Source organism: Wolbachia endosymbiont (group B) of Camptogramma bilineatum (assembly GCF_947251825.1).
Lineage (GTDB): Bacteria > Pseudomonadota > Alphaproteobacteria > Rickettsiales > Anaplasmataceae > Wolbachia.
In genome coordinates, this window is sequence record NZ_OX366391.1 from 1,439,868 (window position 1) to 1,457,262 (window position 17,395).

Here is a 17,395-nt window from a genome sequence, read left to right on the forward strand (position 1 = left end):
ACAACTGCACGGACTTCCAATTTAGAAATTGCAAATCAATCCAAACACGCAAGTGTAATGTTACCGCCACATGCTGTAGTGTTGACACTTACAACCTTTTCTATAGAAAAACGTTGCAGATAATTAGGACCACCAGCTTTTGGTCCGGTACCTGACAGTCCTCTACCGCCAAATGGTTGCATTCCAACTGCTGCACCTATTTGATTGCGATTGATGTATACATTTCCAACTGATATTTTCTTGCTTATTAAATCGATCTGACTTTGTACACGGCTTTGCAAAGAAAACGTAAGTCCATATCCTGTATTGTTTATATCACTTATAACTTCATTTAACTGCGACTTATTAAAACGTATGATATGTAAAATAGGCCCAAACACTTCTTGCTTTAATTGCGAAATTTTTTGTATCTCATAAATGTACGGAGGAAAGAAATAACCATTATAAGAATTTGTATCCATGGGTACCTTGGACAAAAGGTTTGAATCTTCATCCCTTGATATTTTTTCCGTATGTTTAGTGAGCATATCAATAGATGCTTTGTCAATTATTGGACCAATATCTGTGCTCAGTTGTATTGGGTCACCTATCTTTAGTTCTTGAGCTGCATTGCATATCATTTTTATCTGTTTTTCTGCTATATCTTCTTGAATAAATAGCACTCTGAGAGCAGAACAACGTTGACCGCCACTGCGAAATGCAGAAATTAAAACATCCTTAGTTACCTGCTCTAAAAGAGCAGAACTATCAACAATCATAGCATTTAATCCACCAGTCTCAGCGATAAGTGGCACAATAGGACCATCTCTACTAGCAAGCATTCGATTAATTATTTGAGCAGTTTGTGTTGAACCAGTAAAAGCTACACCGGAAATTCTATTATCTGGTACTAATGTTTTACCTAAATACCAACCATCCCCTGGAATAAGGTGTAGCACATTTTGTGGTATTCCAGCTTCATGTAGTATCTTAACAGCTTCATAGGCAATAATCGGCGTTTGCTCTGCCGGTTTTGCCAGCACTGCATTACCTGCTGCAAGTGCAGCTAAAACCTGTCCAATGAAGATAGCGAGTGGAAAATTCCACGGTGATATGCATAAGAAAACTCCTCTGCCTTCAAAAAAGATGAAGTTATCTTCACCTGTTGGACCTGGCAATTTTTTCCAGTCATTCAGTTCATTTTTTGCTATCATTGCATAATAGCGCAAAAAGTCGATTGCCTCTCTTACTTCTGCTATTGCATCGGATAAAATTTTTCCTGCTTCTACAATCAGAATATAAATTAACTCTTTCATCCTTTCCTCAAGCAAATCTGCAGCTTTTTCAAGGCATTTAGCGCGCTCTTCTGCTGAAACATTCTGCCACTTAGTAAAAGCACTATGTGCTATTTCAAGAGCATTTAAAGCCTGAGCACTTGTTGCACTTGACACTTCTCCAATTACATTTTCCAAATGTGCAGGATTCACTACTTCGGTAAATTCCGCACTGTCAAGAAACGACTCTCCATCAATTATTGGGCCAACTTGCCATTTCTTTTCACTAAATTCCCTTATATCATTTGCAAATTGTGAAACTGCAATTGAATCGCTAATATCCATCCCCAAGGAGTTTTTTCTTTCCTCTCCAAAAATATCTCGTGGCAACGGGATGCTTGGATGAGGCTCATATTCTAAGCTTTTAGCTTTTTCTAATGGATCTGAGACTAATTCTTCAATTTTAACGTCAGAATCATTTACTTGATTGACAAACGAGCTATTAGCTCCATTTTCAAGAAGGCGCCTAATAAGATATGGTAATAAATCACTATGTTTACCAACCGGTGCATATATACGACAATTGATGCTTGTTGCAAGTTCTGAAATTGCATAATCATACAAACTTTTACCCATTCCATGTAAGCGCTGAAACTCAAACCCAGGATGATTTTTATCGGCAAGCTCTATTATAGTAGCAAAAGTATAAGCATTATGAGTTCCAAAACATGGATAAAAGTGATTCTCTTTGCTTAAAAGTTTCTGCGCACAGGCAAGATAGCATACATCTGTGTGGCTTTTTCTAGTAAACACCGGATAACCAATTAACCCTAATTCTTGTGTGCGCTTGATTTCTGAGTCCCAATATGCTCCTTTTACAAGCCTCACCATAATTTTATGCTTTGATCGAATGGCAACATCTTCAACAAAATCAAGAACAGATAAAGCACGTTTTTGATACGCTTGCACAGCCAAGCCCCTCCCACTTAGAAAGTGAATCATCAAGACGCAATTGCTCAAATAAAACTAATGACATCTCAAGTCTTTCTGATTCTTCTGCATCTATACAAAGTGAAATGTTATATTTCTTCGCTTCATGACACAGTTCCAGCAACTTAGCTCTCAGCTCTTCAGCTATATTACCAAATTGGCTAAATTCATAACGTGAGTGCAGTGAAGACAATTTGATTGAAACCCCTTGAGATTTAAAGCAATCATTTATGTCAGCAGATTCACCTATGGCTTTTATTGCATGCATGTATAAATTAAAATACTCTTCCGCATCCTCAACTGTGCAAGCAGATTCACCAAGCATATCAAAAGAGCATAAATACTTACTGTAGTCATCTGATTTCACACTTTCCAATGCTTTTTCTATAGTTTCTCCAACAATAAAATGCTTGCCAAGAATGGATATTGCTTGTTTCACCGCTTTGCGGATTATTGGCTCTCCTAAATTTTTCAATAACCTGGAAATTATGTGATAGAATTTTGAATCCTCTTCATTGTTTCTTAATATACTGCTTCCTATAATTAAACTCCATGTAGAAGCATTAACAAACAATGAAGAGGAACGCCCCAGGTGTTTATTCCATTCTTGGTTGGCAATTTTATCTTTGATCAATTCATCTATTGTGTAATCGTCTGGTATTCTAAGTAATGATTCAGCAAGACACATTAGCGCTACTCCTTCGTCGTTAGAAAGTGAGTACTGTTGTATAAAAGAATCTATAATGCCTAATCTACTACCTCTAATCTTTTCGACAATTTGTTTTGCAATATTGTAAACTATGTTTTTTGAATCAGCCGAAAGTTCTGATTTTTCTACAAGATAACGTACGTGACTTTTTTCATCAGCACGATAAAATGCCTGCAATCGTTTTCGTAATGCGTTAGGTTCTTGTATAGAACTGATCATAATTATCTACAAAACACCCTTTACCATATGTAAGGTAAGATTATATCATAACTTTGCATCGAATAAATTATTATTTAAATAAAGAGCCAGAATCGATTCAAAAAACCTAGTTAATGACTGTGATAGCTCAAAAGGACTGCGCAAGTATATAGCTCAACACTCCACCACTCATCAAGTACTTAACCTCAGTTGCAGTTTGTACACAGCACTTGAGTTGAATGGATTGCTCTGAATCATCCTTTCTTTTAATGATACATTCTAGATTTCCATTTGGTACTACTTCACCTTTTATGCTCACTATCTCACTACCATCAAATACCTTTCTCGTTACTCCATCCTGAAATGCAAGTGGAAGAACACCCATACCGACCAAATTGGACCTATGTATGCGTTCAAAACTTTCTGCAATCACAGCTTTAATTCCCAGTAATGCAGTACCCTTTGCTGCCCAATCCCTACTTGAACCTGTACCATATTCTTGTCCTGCAATAACAACTAATGGAACAGCTTCTCTTTTATATTGCATTGCTGCATCAAAAATTGACATAGTTTCTTGAGAAGGAATATGTTTTGTATAGCCACCCTCAGCGCTCACCATTTTATTTCTTATTCTGATATTAGCAAAGGTTCCACGCATCATTACGTTGTGGTTACCGCGGCGAGATCCATATGAATTGAAATCTTGCGGTTCAACTCCAAGACCTTTTAAATATATGCCTGAAGGACTATTTGAGGCAATATTTCCAGCAGGGGAAATGTGGTCGGTAGTGACGCTATCGCCAAACATCGCGAGTATTTGCGCATTCTTTATATCAACTATGTTGCTTCCATTGTTCTTAGTCGATAAATTATCAAAATAGGGAGGGTTTTGTATATAAGTGCTTTTCGCGTCCCAATCATAGATTTCACCTTTCTCACACTTTATCTTTTGCCAATGCTCATCACCAGAAAAAACATCCTTATACTTTTGTATGAACATTTCACGCGTCACAACACTTTTAACACAGCTCTCAACTTCATTATTTGTTGGCCATATATCTTTGAGATAGACATCATTTCCATTCTTATCTTTGCATATTGAATCTTTTGTCAAATCAATTTGCACAGTGCCTGCAAGTGCATATGCAACAATAAGTGGCGGAGATGCCAAGTAATTAGCTTTGACTAACGGATGAATTCTTCCTTCAAAGTTACGATTGCCAGACAAAACTGCAGCAACAGTTAAGTTTTTGTTTTTTATATCATCCTCTATATCCTTATTAAGTGGACCAGAATTTCCAATGCAAGTTGTGCAGCCATATCCAACTAGATTAAAACCTAAAGCATTTAGATCTACCTGCAATCCAGACTTTTCTAAATATTCTGTCACAACTTGTGACCCTGGAGCAAGAGAAGTTTTAACCCAAGGCTTTGATTTTAATCCAAGTTTAATTGCATTACGAGCTACAAGACCTGCAGCAATCATCACACTTGGATTTGAGGTGTTAGTGCAGCTTGTTATTGCTGCAATCACTACGCTGCCACTCTGGAGCTGATCGCCATAGATAGGTTCCAACGGAGGTCTGTTTGTCTCATTAATAGGAAAAGATGTAGAAAAAGATTCCGCTACTTCTGAAAGGAAAATCTTATCCTGTGGTCTTTTAGGACCAGCCATCACTGGCTTTACACTTGATAAATCAAGCTCTAGTGTGTCAAAAAATGCTAACTCATTACTGCTACGCCACAATCCCTGCTCTTTTGAATAGACTTCAACTAATTTGATCAGCTCTTCTGGTCGCCCTGTTAAATGTAAATAATCGAGTGTTTTCTGATCAATTGGAAAAAACCCACAAGTTGCACCATACTCTGGGGCCATATTAGCTATAGTGGCCCTGTCTGCTAGAGATAAATAATCTAAACCATCACCATAAAATTCTACAAATTTACCAACAACACCTTTTGTTCTTAGGATACTGGTAACCGTCAGCACTAAATCAGTCGCAGTTACTCCTTCCGGTAGTCTGCCAATTAATTTAAATCCAACTACTTCTGGAATCACCATACTAATTGGTTGACCAAGCATCACAGACTCAGCTTCTATGCCTCCAACACCCCAACCAAGGACTGATAACCCGTTAATCATTGTAGTGTGACTGTCAGTACCAACTAAAGTGTCAGGATATATGACCCCATCATTATTACACACAACTTGCGCTAAATACTCAAGGTTTACTTGATGGCAAATTCCAGTACCTGGTGGTACTACTCTAAAATTTGTGAAGGACGACTCTCCCCACTTTAAAAATTGATATCTCTCCAAATTTCTTTTTACTTCTAGCTCAACATTTTTACTGAATGCGGAAGTGCTTCCATAACTATCTACTTGAACAGAATGGTCAATCACAAGATCAACCGGTACAGATGGGTTTATGTTACTCGGGCTTCCTCCATTTTGCTTTACATAGCTCCGCATCGAAGCTAGATCAACAACAGCAGGAACCCCTGTAAAATCTTGCATCAACACCCTTGCTGGTTTATAGCTAATTTCGTGATTAGTGTGTTTATTGACGCAGTCTGCTAGTACTCTTATGTCATCCAGCTTTACGTTTACTCCATCTTCATTGCGCAATAAATTTTCAAGCAGAACCTTAAGCGAGCAGGGCAACTTAGTCACATCTATTCCTAAAAATTCACTAGCACTACTTAGGCTGAAATAGTTGTATGACTTCCCGTCAATGTTTAAAGTCGTTTTTGCGTTTAAAGAATTATTCATCAGGTTACATCATATTAGTTAAAATTGGAATTACTACCGTTACTTTTTTGTTGTTGACCTTGCTGCTCATATATAGTTTCAAAATCTATAGGATCTAGCATCAGTGGGGGAAATCCACCACCACTTGTAACTCTTGCAATTATTTCTCTTGCAAAAGGGAAAAGAAAAGTAGGTCCACCAATAAATAAAGCTTGTCTCACCTCTTCTTCACTTAGCTCTGTAAAGTTTTCTATTGAAAAAATACCGCAATACTTTACCTCGCAAATGAAAGCTATATTATCTTTTACATCTTCATCTTTTACCGTTGCTTTGGCTTCTATATGCAAAGTAATTTCATGAAAAGGCTTTTCTTCACTTATTCCTTTTTTATTTTCTGTTCCTTCTAATTTTGCTGAATTAATATTAACCATTACATTAATATCAGGAGCTTTACTAGAAGGAAGGAATGGCGAATTTGGATTCTCAAACGAAAAATCTTTGACATACTGACCATGAATTTTCATTTTGTGTTGTAACATTTCTTACTTCTCCTTTAATTAAGTTGAGATATTTAATACTTTCTTATATAATATATTCATTTATAAACGAATAGCAAACCTAACTATAGGCTAATATGCAAAACATATTTTTATCAAAAATTAATAATATTTAGATACTTTATATACCAAGGGGTTAAGTTACCATGATAGAGCTTGTAATATATGCTTTACTAGCGGCGTTTATTTTTTCACGCTTATATAATTCTTTAGGAAAATCAGCCAGTCTCAACCTAAAAAAGCTAACAGGTGTATTGGATGTAAGTCAAAGTAAAGAGGATGTAGTAGAAAATATCGAAGATTATATTTATAGCAATGACAAAAGTTCAATAGAAGCTACTTATGAACAAATATTACAAAAAAACAGAGATTTCTCTATTTCCAATTTTATCGAAGGTTCAAGCATAGCTTTTGAATTAATAATTAAATATTTTAACCAAGGAAATTTACCTCAATTAAAATCCCTTCTGGACAAAGATTTGTATAACAGCTTTGTGGACAAAATTAAACATCGTAAAGAGGTACACGAGTCTATAATTGTTTCTATCGTTTCACAAAAGATCTTAGAAATAAAACTAGTAAAAAACGTAATATTTGTTGCAGTATATTTCCTTTCAGAGCAAATTAACTTTGTTAAGAATAATGAAGGAGACATCATATCAGGTAGTATGTCTACCATTAACAAAGTTGAGGATGTATGGCAATTCAAAAAAAATATTAATTCATCAGACCCAACTTGGTTACTTGTTTCTATTAACTATAAGAAGGCAAGTAATGATAAAAATTTAACAACAAATGACAACTGATGGAAAGTAGGCTACGAGAAATAGTACTTGATACTGAAACTACAGGTCTTGACACTGAGTCTGGTCATCGAATTATTGAGATAGGATGTGTGGAATTAATTAATCGTATTCCAACAGGCAAAACATTTCATCGATATCTTAATCCAGAAAGAGATATACCTTACCACTCATTTAAGATTCATGGTATTAGTGAGGAGTTTTTGGAAGATAAACCACTATTTTCAGATGTTACACTTGAATTTCTTGACTTCATATCTAATGACATTTTGGTAATTCATAATGCTGAGTTCGATGTTAAGTTCCTTAATATGGAATTAGGCAAGTTAAATGCTAGGTTAATTTCCTCAGATAGAGTGCTAGATACATTGCCACTTGCAAGAAAAAAATTCATAGGGTCACCTGCTTCTTTAAATGCATTATGTAAATGTTTTGATATATCTCTGGAAGGTAGAGAGTTACACGGAGCATTAGTTGATGCTCAATTGCTTGCAAAGGTCTATGTTGAGCTTACAGGAGGATTGCAAACCTTTCTGTTTAATAATGAATGTGATCAGGACAATAACTCCACGTTTATCCAGCACAAAGTGCGAAATTTAGCTCGCAGAGAACACTCACCAAGTAGTGAAGAATTTGATGAGCATAAGAAACTGTTAGACAAAATTAACAATCCACTTTGGAAGGAATATGTTGAATCAGTCAACTAGTTAATATATGATTTAATTTTATTAGGAACGCTTTAATGGTAAAGTCTATAAGGTTATTGTCTAGTCTACTAATAGCATTAGCAGCTGTCTTCTTAGGTTATTGTTATTTTACTAAGAAAGGCATCTTTGTCCCATACAATACAGAAATTAAAATAGGTGGGGATTTTTCTTTGATTAACCAAAACGGGCAAATAGTACGCAGTAGTGATTTCAAAGATAAGTATATGATGATTTTTTTTGGATTTTCCTCATGTAAAAGAATTTGCCCTATGAACCTTGGAATAATTTCAGAAACACTTGCAAAGTTAGACGAGAAAACTGACAACAAGCTACAAACATTTTTTATCACAGTTGATCCTGAGCGCGATAATACAGAAAGGCTTAAAGAATTTCAGCAGCAATTTGACCATAGAATACAAATGCTAACTGGTGAAAGAGAAAAAATAGACGAAGTAGTTGCAAAGTATAAAGTATATGCAAGTAAAACAGATGGGGAAGAGGAAATTAACCATTCTTCAATAATATACCTTATTGGCCCTGAAGGGAAATATGTCACACACTTTGTCGCTGATTTAAATTCAGATGAAAGTCAATCTGATAAGATTTTGGCTGAGATAAAAAAATATGTAAACTGAACTAAAGAGTATTCGCTATTCACTTACTTAAAATTTATGTTAGTGTCTATTTTGCTTAAAATGAGTCGTTTTTTCTAATTTTTTCTAGCATCAACTCAGCAGCTTTTTGTTCAGCAATTTTTTTACTAGAAGCGCATGCAGAAACTTTGCCATAATTCTCTATGAAAATTGATATAGTAAACTCAGGATTGTGTGCTGGTCCAGTTTGTTTTACAAGTTCATACTCTGGTAAAGGTAATTTGTTTTTCTGAGTCCACTCTTGCAGTGAAGTTTTAGGATCTTGAGGAGGATCGAGGATGTCTTTAGCTAGCTTTTCCCAATGTCGGATAATAAATTTTTCAACACTCTCAAGTCCACCGTCAATATAAATTGCACCTATTAGTGCCTCAAGCGAATTTTCTAAATTTTTTAAGTTACATTTCCCTCCGTTGCAACGTTCACTATTATTCATGATGATAAAGTTACCTAACTCTATTTCTTTAGCAACATTAGCAATGGTACTACCACAAACTAAATCCGTTTTTCTTTTTGCCAATGCTCCTTCTTTTTCTTCAGGAAACATTTTAAACAGCATAGCAGATACAACCATGTTCAAAATACTATCGCCAAAAAACTCTAGCCTTTCGTAGCTTACGATCTGGTCTTCGCTATTCCTTTTATTTACGCTTGGATGGGTTAATGCCTCTTCTAATATTGCATGATCTGTAAATTGATAATTAATAACTTTAGATATTATATCGTTCAAAACTTTCATGTTCATCATTCAAAAGAAAAACGCTTTCTACCACCTTTATACCAGAGAATTAGTTTTATTTTATTAAAATAATACCACCACTTCCAAAATTAATGTATACAACCCACCGCTTCAGTAACGTTACTAAATCCATCCCTTCTTACTAGTTCCGCAAGCTCCAGGTTAATTTTGTTCACAACTTGATGCCCCTGGTATACAAGAGCAGTGTATAGCTGAACTAAAGAAGCTCCTGCCTTTATTTTTTCATATGCGTCAACACCACTTGAAACTCCCCCACATCCTATCAATAAAATTCTGCTCTTAGTAAGCTTGTACATATCACTCAATAACTCAGTTGAAAGTTGAAACAATGGTCTGCCACTCAACCCACCGCTCTCATTATAGTAAGAATCTCGACTTATCGTAGTGTTGCTTACTATTAAGCCGTCAATTTTATATTCTAGTGTAAGCTCAGCGATATTTTCTTTTGTTTGCTGATCTATATCTGGAGAAATTTTTAATATTATCGGTATGGATTCAGAGCTATCGATTGATTTTCGGGTTAGAGTGATAGATTTCAACAATTTGGATAATTCTTGTTTATTGTGCAAATTGCGCAAGTTAGGTGTGTTTGGAGATGAGATGTTCAGTACTATATAATTGCTCTTTCCATATACTATCTTTAGCAACTCAACATAATCGCTTATTTGATCCTTTGATGTACTGTTTTTTCCTATATTGATGCCAAAAATGCAATCATCAAGCTTAGCTTCGCTGATCTGTTTAAGAAGATAGTCTATTCCTTTATTATTAAATCCCAATCTATTAATTATTCCTTCATCTTTAATTAATCGAAAAATTCTCGGTTTCTTGTTTCCATATTGGGGATGTTTAGTTACAGTACCAGCCTCAATAAATCCAAAACCAAATGAGAGCATCGGCTTTACAACTTCCGCATTTTTATCAAAACCTGCAGCAAGACCTACAGGACTCCTAATTTTATTACCAAAAAAGTTTACATTTAAAGACTTAGGTAGTTCTATAGGTTTCCTACAGGGCATCTTTTTTAACGCCGTTATTACCAAGGAGTGAGCAATTTCAGGCGGCAGTAAAAACAATAAATTACGTAATATCATTTTGTAAAACACTTTGCTTATTTTTAGTTTATTTTTTACCATGCAACAAGAATAACTTAGAAAGCTTGAGGTTTATCAAAATAGTAAGTATATAGTTTCTATGAGTAGTAAAAACTAATTTTTCTGAAGGGAAACCAGAACTTGATCAGTATTTTTATCTACTAATTCGAGGTGGCCAAATTTGTTAATTTGAGATTTTATTAGTATAGGAATCTTATTTCGATTTAAATAAAATCCCTGTTTTGATTGTTTATTAATCCGCAACCTTACATCCCCATTTTTCCAAGCAAGCATCTTATTTATTCCAGATTTTTCTTTACAATTATCTTCATTTACAAATCCTAAGTATTCATCTTCTGAAGAAGATATTGCAATCTTGCATATTCTATACCCCACCCAATTCCCTAGATATGGATCAGTATCGTCTTTTTCGTGAAGCTTGAACTCTCCTTTGACATATTCCCATGGAGCTTTTGCATCACCTACCTTTTTTAGAAAGAGTACGTCCTGATCAAAGTTTATAATGGTCCTTGTATGAAATGTTGTTAAGCTTGTGTCCCATAATAGTTTTTCTGTGATGCTAAAATGCTCTTTATCCTTTTGCATATTTTGAAATGATACGATTATCACATCTGCTCCAACTTCTCTTCCATAGTTAACATATTGACTAGCACGCCCATGTTTGGCTGTGAATGATGACTTACCTATTAACAGAAAGTCATTAAATAACGCATTATATATAGTCTGTGCACTGTAAGCTGTACCGACGTAAACCGGCTGTTTGTTGGATGAAGGGTACTTTTCTGGTGCAAGATGAGTATACGAGCTCTTTAATAAATAGTGAAAAGTGCAACTGGTAAGCAAGAAGGGCAAACCAATCAATAATAAAACTTCTGTTAATCTCTTTGGCATTTTACTGCTTATATTTTGAATATAGTATCTTATTTTTTTAAATATTTCATTAAAAGCCACACTTCTTGTTAAAATTTCAGAAGAAAAAACGATCTAATTGGAGTAAGAGGCCGGGACCGGAATTGAACCGGTATAAAAGGATTTGCAGTCCTCCGCATAAGCCATTCTGCCACCCAGCCGTTTTTTATGCATAGATATCCATTATATCTTTTAGCATAGATAAAGCATCCTCTCTTTTTCTTTGAAAAGTGTTACGCCCGATAATTGAACCATTACCACCGCCTTGCTTAATTTCTTTCGCTTCATTGCATATGTCATTCACTGATTTCGACTCGCCACCAGAAAAAACTACTATTCTTTTCCCTGCAAAACAAGATCTTTTAACATATTCAATTCTTTTAGATAATGACTCAATATTTTCTGTTTCTATTTTCTCCCTTTCCAAATAGTTAATTGGAAGTTTTACTTTGATTATATTAGCGCCAAGTAAAGCCGCTATATGCGCAGCATAAGCAATGACATCAACTGCTGTTTCGCCTTCTTTGGAAATTCCTTCACCGCGTGGATAAGACCATAGCACTACGGCAAGGCCGCAAGACTTAGCCTCAGCTATAATTTCGCGAGCTTCTTCCATCATATCGAAGCACTTAGCAGAACCAGGATATATAGTAAACCCAACAGCTACGCAACCCAAACGCAGCGCATCTTTTACAGAAGCAGTTATTGCTTGATCAGAAGTTAAGTTTTTCGAGTGCAAGGAGTTAGCACTATTAAGCTTCAAAATAAGTGGTAGCATTCCAGCATAAGTTGAAGCACCAGCTTCGATCATACCAAGCGGAGCAGCATATGCGCTTACTCCCGAATCAACTGCAAGCTGAAAATGATAATGCGGATCGTAAGCATCAGGATTAACTTCAAAACTTTTTATTGGCCCATGCTCAAATCCTTGATCTACAGGAAGAATTACTAACTTGCCAATTCCACTAAGTTTTCCATGCATAAGAATACGAGCAAGATTTGCTTTTACTCCAGGATTTTCACTTTCGTAATAACTTAGGATTTGTTTTACTTCTTCACTCATTAACATCTTCAAATTTACTTAAAGTGTAGCAAAAACTATAGTTGAAGCAAAGACCTTTTTATACTCTTGCTCCTACACCTATATTTAAAGGTGTAACTTTAGGATCGGTGGTGTGCTGTTGTGGTTTTTCTTGAATTAAATCTTCAAAATACATTTTAACAATAGGAATAATGAGCGGCATAAGCACTGATTTATAGTCATACCATGCAAACTTTTCCTTGTAGCTAAATTCTGCATCTTCTTCGTATAAACGCTGGATGCAGTGCTCACTATATAATTCAGAAGCTTTCGTAAAAGTTCTAAGTAAAGCAATCAGTAATAAATCCAATGCCAAATTAACTATCAGCATTGTTCCATATTGAACAGGCCAGCCATTTTGTGCAATTTCCGATGCTAAACTGCACACAGCAAACGCTACTGCAATACATATCACATAATTATCAGCAGCAATAAGTAAATTAAACCTTCGGTTGAATCTATCCATATTTCCTTCTTGTGAACCACTTTGTTTACTTGCTGCATAAATAATGCCAAAGGATATCATGAACAACAATGGCCAAATCCCTATGCTGAATGCATAAAATTGAGAAGCGATGTTTTGCACTTTGCCACTGTTAGCAAGTTGCGATAAGTAATATTTGACTTTAGGCGACGGACCAAGTATCACATTTGCTAATATAAAAAATAAAAATGCTCTATTTATAGCTTTACTTCTACGTGATAAAATCTCATAGGTTTTTCTTTGCTCTTCTTGCTGTAATGGTATAGATATGCCAGCTGCTTTTAAAGCATTAAGATATTGCTCTAGCTTATCTTTATCTGCACTAAGTTTTTTAAACTTTTCTTCAGCTACTTTTTTTCTTTCTCTCCTATTACTTTATCAGGGTGACATTTTAATGAAGCTTTTCTAAAGCGCCGCTCAACTAACTTAAGTACATCATCAAACTCCTGGCTTATTACTTCTTCCACTTTTATTCCCAGTCTTGAAAATAAATTCCGTAAATCTTGATTACTGTAATATTGATTTCTAGTTAAACTTGCCACTTTAGCCTCATTAAAAAATGAGGCTTATACTACAAATTTAATACTCAAGCAAGAATTTAAACTATATTAAAAGCAATTTCTTGTTTATCCATATAAATCCTTAATTTCTTTCCTTTGATTAATTGACGATTCAGCATTTCTTCAGCCAAATGACTTTTGATCTCTTTTTCAATCAACCTCTCTATCGGACGTGCTCCCATTTCTTTGCTGTAGCCAGTTTGTGCAAGATAAAACTTTACTTCCTCTTCGACTAAGCAACTTATGCCCTTTTGCATAAGTTGCTTTTTCAATTCTTGAACAAATTTATCCACAATATACAAAATGACATCTAAATTGAGGTCAGAAAAAGAAATGACTGCATCCAAGCGATTACGAAATTCAGGGCTAAAAATCCGTTCTACTGCTTTTTCGCTATCACCAATATTAAAGTCCTTATACCCAAAGCCAATAGAACTTTTGCTACGCTCAAATGCACCTGCATTGGTTGTCATAATTAAAATTGTATTGGAAAAATTAACTTTACGCCCGTAAGTATCTGTAACATAACCATAATCCATGACTTGTAGTAATATATTGTAAATATCACTATGAGCTTTCTCAATTTCATCAAGAAGTACCACACTATATTGATTGTTAGATACAGATTCTGTAAGCAATCCACCTTGGTCGTAACCCACATATCCAGGAGGGGAACCAATCATTCTAGATATTGTGTAAGGTTCCATATACTCGGACATATCAAATCGTATAAGGTTCATACCCATATTCTGTGCTAATTTCTTTGCAAGCTCAGTCTTACCTACGCCAGTTGGTCCTGCAAAAAGATAATTTGCCAAGGGTTTACTGTAACTTCTCAGACCAGATTTAGCAATTTTAATAGAATTAACAAGAGACTCTATCGCTTGCTCTTGACCAAAAATGGCTTTCTTGAGATTTTCTTTCAAAGATTTTACTCTTTGCACATCATCAAGCTCGCAAGGTACGTTTGTAATCCTAGTGATAGTATTCTTAATATCTCTACTGTTTATAATTTTTCGCCTGTTTTTTTGTAACTTACAATATGCCCCTGCTTCATCTATAACATCAACTGCTTTATCAGGTAATATTCGCCCAGTAATATACTTGTGTGAAAGTTCAGCTGCAGATTTAATGGCATGTTTCGTGTAATATACTCCATGATACCTTTCATAGTAATGCTTTATACCATCTAGTATCTTTACTGTATCATTAATAGAAGACTCTTTTACATTAATTTTTTGAAACCTCCTTGCTAATGCTTTATCCTTTTCAAAGCTATTGCTATATTCTCTATATGTAGTTGCACCTATACAACGCAACGCACCTCTTGCAAGTGCAGGTTTGAGCAGATTGCCAGCATCAAGAAAGCTGCCACTTGTTGAACCCGCTCCAATAATAGTGTGTATTTCATCAATGAAAAGAATAGCGCCAGGTTTTGCCTCAATTACTTTTATTATAGATTTTATTCTCTCTTCGAAGTCACCTCTATAGCGTGTTCCTGCAAGAAGTGATCCTAAATCCAAAGCATAAATTATGCTGGATCTCAGTGCACTCGGAACACTACCTTCAATAATTTTCAATACCAAGCCTTCAACTATTGTTGTTTTACCAACACCTGGTTCTCCGACATATAAAGGGTTATTTTTTCTGCGTCTTAGCAAGATTTCTATAGTGCGATTTAATTCATAATCACGACCAATGACATAATCTATTTTTTTGCTTCTTGCATAATCATTTAAATTTCTACAATAATTTTGTAGAACTTCTTCATCTTTTAATAATTCACCTTTATTTGCTACAGTAGAGATATCGTTATTCTTATCAAGTTTTATCTTGCGATTAGTTACATATTCTTCTATATCACCTGAATATTTTATATTGGATATGTTATAAATCAAATTAGAATCCTTTGCATTCTGTTTGCGTAATAGCTCTTCAATGTATAAATCTTGCTCAGACAGAATCTCTAATAGAATACTTGCTCCATTTATTTCTTTTCTTCCCAGACGATGAGCTCGTATCATGGCTTTATGTATTATGCGTTGAAATAGCACATCAGGCTCAACTTTATTGACAGTTAATTCGGAGTTGTCTTGTAAAAAACCTTTTGCATTATTACCACGATCATTCCTTAATATAATATTATCTATATTTATGATTTCACCAGCTCTGATGTTACATCTTGATAAAACATAATTTACATCCACATCTTTGATTAATGCTAGCAACAAATGTTCCACTTTTGCATATTTAAGCTTACAATCAGAAGCAATCTGTAACGCTCTATTTAAACTTGCCTCTAAATTTTTAGAAATCATCTATTCTCTTTAAAAGAGTAAATTTATATATAATTAGTAGCACACAATTATTAAAAAAACTGAAATCTAGCAGCTCGTTGTAGCCAAATTGAATTAAGCTACAGATTATAGTCCACACAGCCTAACATTATACCGTTGTGATAATCTCAAAACGTTATAAGCAGCAGAATTAAGATTATCAAATTGTAGGTAAATCTAATTTGGGCTAGCTATATATTCTTTCTACCATCCTCCAATCACTTCACTTTGCAGCAAGTTTACTGGAGCTTTTAAAGAATAGAAGAATAGTTAAGTACATTAATACGCTTTTTCTAGTACTCTGCTTTTCTTCTTAAATACATTGATCTTTTTTCTACCATATTTAGCCTTTAACGTACTTGGCCTTTTAAAGATCTTTTTGCTGTTACGTTTTTGAGATTGCATACTACAATCAAAATTTGGCTCTCCTTCTTTATCTGCTAGTGCAGGCAGTCTTCTCTTATCTTGAGGTGTAACAAAAGATAATGCAAATCCTTCAGCTCCCGCACGTGCAGTTCTACCTATACGATGAACATAATCAGCTTGCGATTGTGGTACATCATAATTGATAACATGTTGAATGTGCGGAATATCAAGGCCGCGAGAAGCAACATCTGTTGCAACCATGATTTGATTGCGGCCACGACGAAAAGAATCAATGACTCTTTCACGCTTGTGCTGCCTTAAATCACCATGAATTGCCAAAGCGCTATAGTCATCTTTGTGCAATTTGTCAGCTAGCTGATCCGCTCCTCGCTTTGTTTTGACAAAAATAATGATCGATCCTTTGCGCTGACATAATTGTGTAACAAGCTTGCCATATTTTTCTGATTCTGATGCATAAACAACTTCTTGTTTAATTTTTACAGAAGTTGTAGCCTGGCAATCAACAGAAACACGCTCTGGTTGATTAAGATATTTTTCAGTAAGTTTTACTATTTCTCCAGGAAGAGTTGCAGAAAACATAAGAGTTTGCCTTATTTTAGGCAAATGCTTCATAATTTCTTCAATCTGAATTCCAAAGCCCATATCAAACATACGATCCGTCTCATCAAGCACAAGAATACCAACATTCCGAGTAACTAAAGTTTTACGCTCAATATGGTCTATAATACGACCAGGAGTACCTATTATAATTTGTGGTTTTCTCTGAAGCTGATTTAGCTGCCTAAAAATAGGCTCGCCTCCGATCAACAAAGCAACTCTTAGTAAAGAACTTTGAGATAAGAGTTTTCTTATCTCACTTGTTACCTGATGAGCAAGCTCTCTGGTTGGCACGATGACTAAAGCTGAACCAATGCTTGGCTCATTCATCAATTTAGCAACCAGTGGAATAGCAAACGCTAAGGTTTTTCCAGTTCCCGTTTGAGCAGACCCAAGAATATCTTTGCCTTGAAGAGCTAGAGGAATCGCTTGCACCTGAATCGGGGTTGGAACACAAAGATTATTTTTACTTAGAGCTTGCCTAAGCAAAGTTGGAAGCCCCATTTCATGAAAATTACTCACAATACATTACCCTATTAAAAAGCTT

Annotated in this window: 13 protein-coding genes, 1 tRNA gene and 1 pseudogene; 3 read left to right on the forward strand and 12 right to left on the reverse strand. The window is 35.2% G+C overall.

What is annotated here, in order from left to right; all coding sequences use genetic code 11:
- Positions 1-35: 35 nt before the first annotated feature.
- The 3 genes and pseudogenes from putA to secB all read right to left on the reverse strand — a co-directional run bounded on the left by putA (position 36) and on the right by secB (position 6,441).
- A pseudogene (gene putA / locus OPR44_RS07365) lies at positions 36-3,171 on the reverse strand (bifunctional proline dehydrogenase/L-glutamate gamma-semialdehyde dehydrogenase PutA).
- 127 nt (positions 3,172-3,298) lie between these two features.
- Entirely contained in the window at positions 3,299-5,923 is a 2,625-nt protein-coding gene (gene acnA, locus OPR44_RS07370) for an aconitate hydratase AcnA (RefSeq protein ID WP_265014834.1), read from the reverse strand.
- A 14-nt stretch (positions 5,924-5,937) separates the two neighbouring features.
- Entirely contained in the window at positions 5,938-6,441 is a 504-nt protein-coding gene (gene secB / locus OPR44_RS07375) for a protein-export chaperone SecB (protein ID WP_265014835.1), read from the reverse strand.
- Positions 6,442-6,605: 164 nt separating this feature from the next.
- Between secB and OPR44_RS07380 the strand changes: the two genes are divergently transcribed.
- From OPR44_RS07380 to OPR44_RS07390, 3 genes are read left to right on the forward strand one after another with little or no spacing between them, the layout of a single operon-like run.
- Positions 6,606-7,265, forward strand: coding sequence for a Tim44/TimA family putative adaptor protein (locus OPR44_RS07380; protein ID WP_264374569.1), 660 nt, complete (start codon positions 6,606-6,608; stop codon positions 7,263-7,265).
- On the forward strand, positions 7,265-7,969 hold the full coding sequence (gene dnaQ, locus OPR44_RS07385) for a DNA polymerase III subunit epsilon (protein ID WP_265014836.1): 705 nt from the start codon (positions 7,265-7,267) through the stop codon (positions 7,967-7,969). Before OPR44_RS07380 ends, dnaQ begins: the two co-directional genes overlap by 1 nt.
- Positions 7,970-8,004: 35 nt before the next feature.
- Positions 8,005-8,604, forward strand: a complete 600-nt coding sequence (locus OPR44_RS07390) for an SCO family protein (RefSeq protein ID WP_265014837.1) — start codon at positions 8,005-8,007, stop codon at positions 8,602-8,604.
- A 55-nt stretch (positions 8,605-8,659) separates the two neighbouring features.
- Here the strand turns inward: OPR44_RS07390 and rnc are convergent, their stop codons facing one another.
- From rnc to OPR44_RS07435, 9 genes are all read right to left on the reverse strand, one after another.
- Complete coding sequence (gene rnc / locus OPR44_RS07395) at positions 8,660-9,358, reverse strand: ribonuclease III (RefSeq protein ID WP_265015464.1); 699 nt, start codon at positions 9,356-9,358, stop codon at positions 8,660-8,662.
- Positions 9,359-9,447: 89 nt separating this feature from the next.
- Entirely contained in the window at positions 9,448-10,515 is a 1,068-nt protein-coding gene (locus tag OPR44_RS07400; protein ID WP_264377646.1) for a quinone-dependent dihydroorotate dehydrogenase, read from the reverse strand.
- A gap of 72 nt (positions 10,516-10,587) precedes the next feature.
- A complete protein-coding gene (locus tag OPR44_RS07405) occupies positions 10,588-11,385 on the reverse strand; it encodes a hypothetical protein (protein WP_265014838.1) in 798 nt (265 codons plus the stop codon).
- Positions 11,386-11,492: 107 nt separating this feature from the next.
- Positions 11,493-11,564: transfer RNA gene (locus OPR44_RS07410), tRNA-Cys, on the reverse strand.
- A gap of 5 nt (positions 11,565-11,569) precedes the next feature.
- Entirely contained in the window at positions 11,570-12,466 is an 897-nt protein-coding gene (locus OPR44_RS07415) for a class I fructose-bisphosphate aldolase (RefSeq protein WP_010404347.1), read from the reverse strand.
- 58 nt (positions 12,467-12,524) lie between these two features.
- Entirely contained in the window at positions 12,525-13,133 is a 609-nt protein-coding gene (locus OPR44_RS07420) for a hypothetical protein (RefSeq protein ID WP_265014839.1), read from the reverse strand.
- A 182-nt stretch (positions 13,134-13,315) separates the two neighbouring features.
- Entirely contained in the window at positions 13,316-13,510 is a 195-nt protein-coding gene (locus tag OPR44_RS07425; RefSeq protein WP_265014840.1) for a hypothetical protein, read from the reverse strand.
- 56 nt (positions 13,511-13,566) lie between these two features.
- Complete coding sequence (locus tag OPR44_RS07430; RefSeq protein WP_265014841.1) at positions 13,567-15,846, reverse strand: AAA family ATPase; 2,280 nt, start codon at positions 15,844-15,846, stop codon at positions 13,567-13,569.
- Positions 15,847-16,143: 297 nt separating this feature from the next.
- Positions 16,144-17,370 carry a DEAD/DEAH box helicase gene (locus OPR44_RS07435; RefSeq protein ID WP_264374562.1) on the reverse strand — a complete coding sequence of 409 codons (1,227 nt, stop codon included), beginning with the start codon at positions 17,368-17,370 and terminating at the stop codon, positions 16,144-16,146.
- Between the last annotated feature and the right edge of the window lie 25 nt (positions 17,371-17,395).

Bases quoted from the DNA above. Each gene is read 5' to 3' on its own strand.
- OPR44_RS07400 (WP_264377646.1), bottom strand. From the start codon at position 10,515: ATGGTAAAAAATAAACTAAAAATAAGCAAAGTGTTTTACAAAATGATA.
- OPR44_RS07380 (WP_264374569.1), top strand. From the start codon at position 6,606: ATGATAGAGCTTGTAATATATGCTTTACTAGCGGCGTTTATTTTTTCA.
- acnA (WP_265014834.1), bottom strand. From the start codon at position 5,923: ATGAATAATTCTTTAAACGCAAAAACGACTTTAAACATTGACGGGAAG.
- OPR44_RS07415 (WP_010404347.1), bottom strand. From the start codon at position 12,466: ATGAGTGAAGAAGTAAAACAAATCCTAAGTTATTACGAAAGTGAAAAT.
- secB (WP_265014835.1), bottom strand. From the start codon at position 6,441: ATGTTACAACACAAAATGAAAATTCATGGTCAGTATGTCAAAGATTTT.
- OPR44_RS07405 (WP_265014838.1), bottom strand. From the start codon at position 11,385: ATGCCAAAGAGATTAACAGAAGTTTTATTATTGATTGGTTTGCCCTTC.
- rnc (WP_265015464.1), bottom strand. From the start codon at position 9,358: ATGAAAGTTTTGAACGATATAATATCTAAAGTTATTAATTATCAATTT.
- OPR44_RS07390 (WP_265014837.1), top strand. From the start codon at position 8,005: ATGGTAAAGTCTATAAGGTTATTGTCTAGTCTACTAATAGCATTAGCA.
- dnaQ (WP_265014836.1), top strand. From the start codon at position 7,265: ATGGAAAGTAGGCTACGAGAAATAGTACTTGATACTGAAACTACAGGT.
- OPR44_RS07430 (WP_265014841.1), bottom strand. From the start codon at position 15,846: ATGATTTCTAAAAATTTAGAGGCAAGTTTAAATAGAGCGTTACAGATT.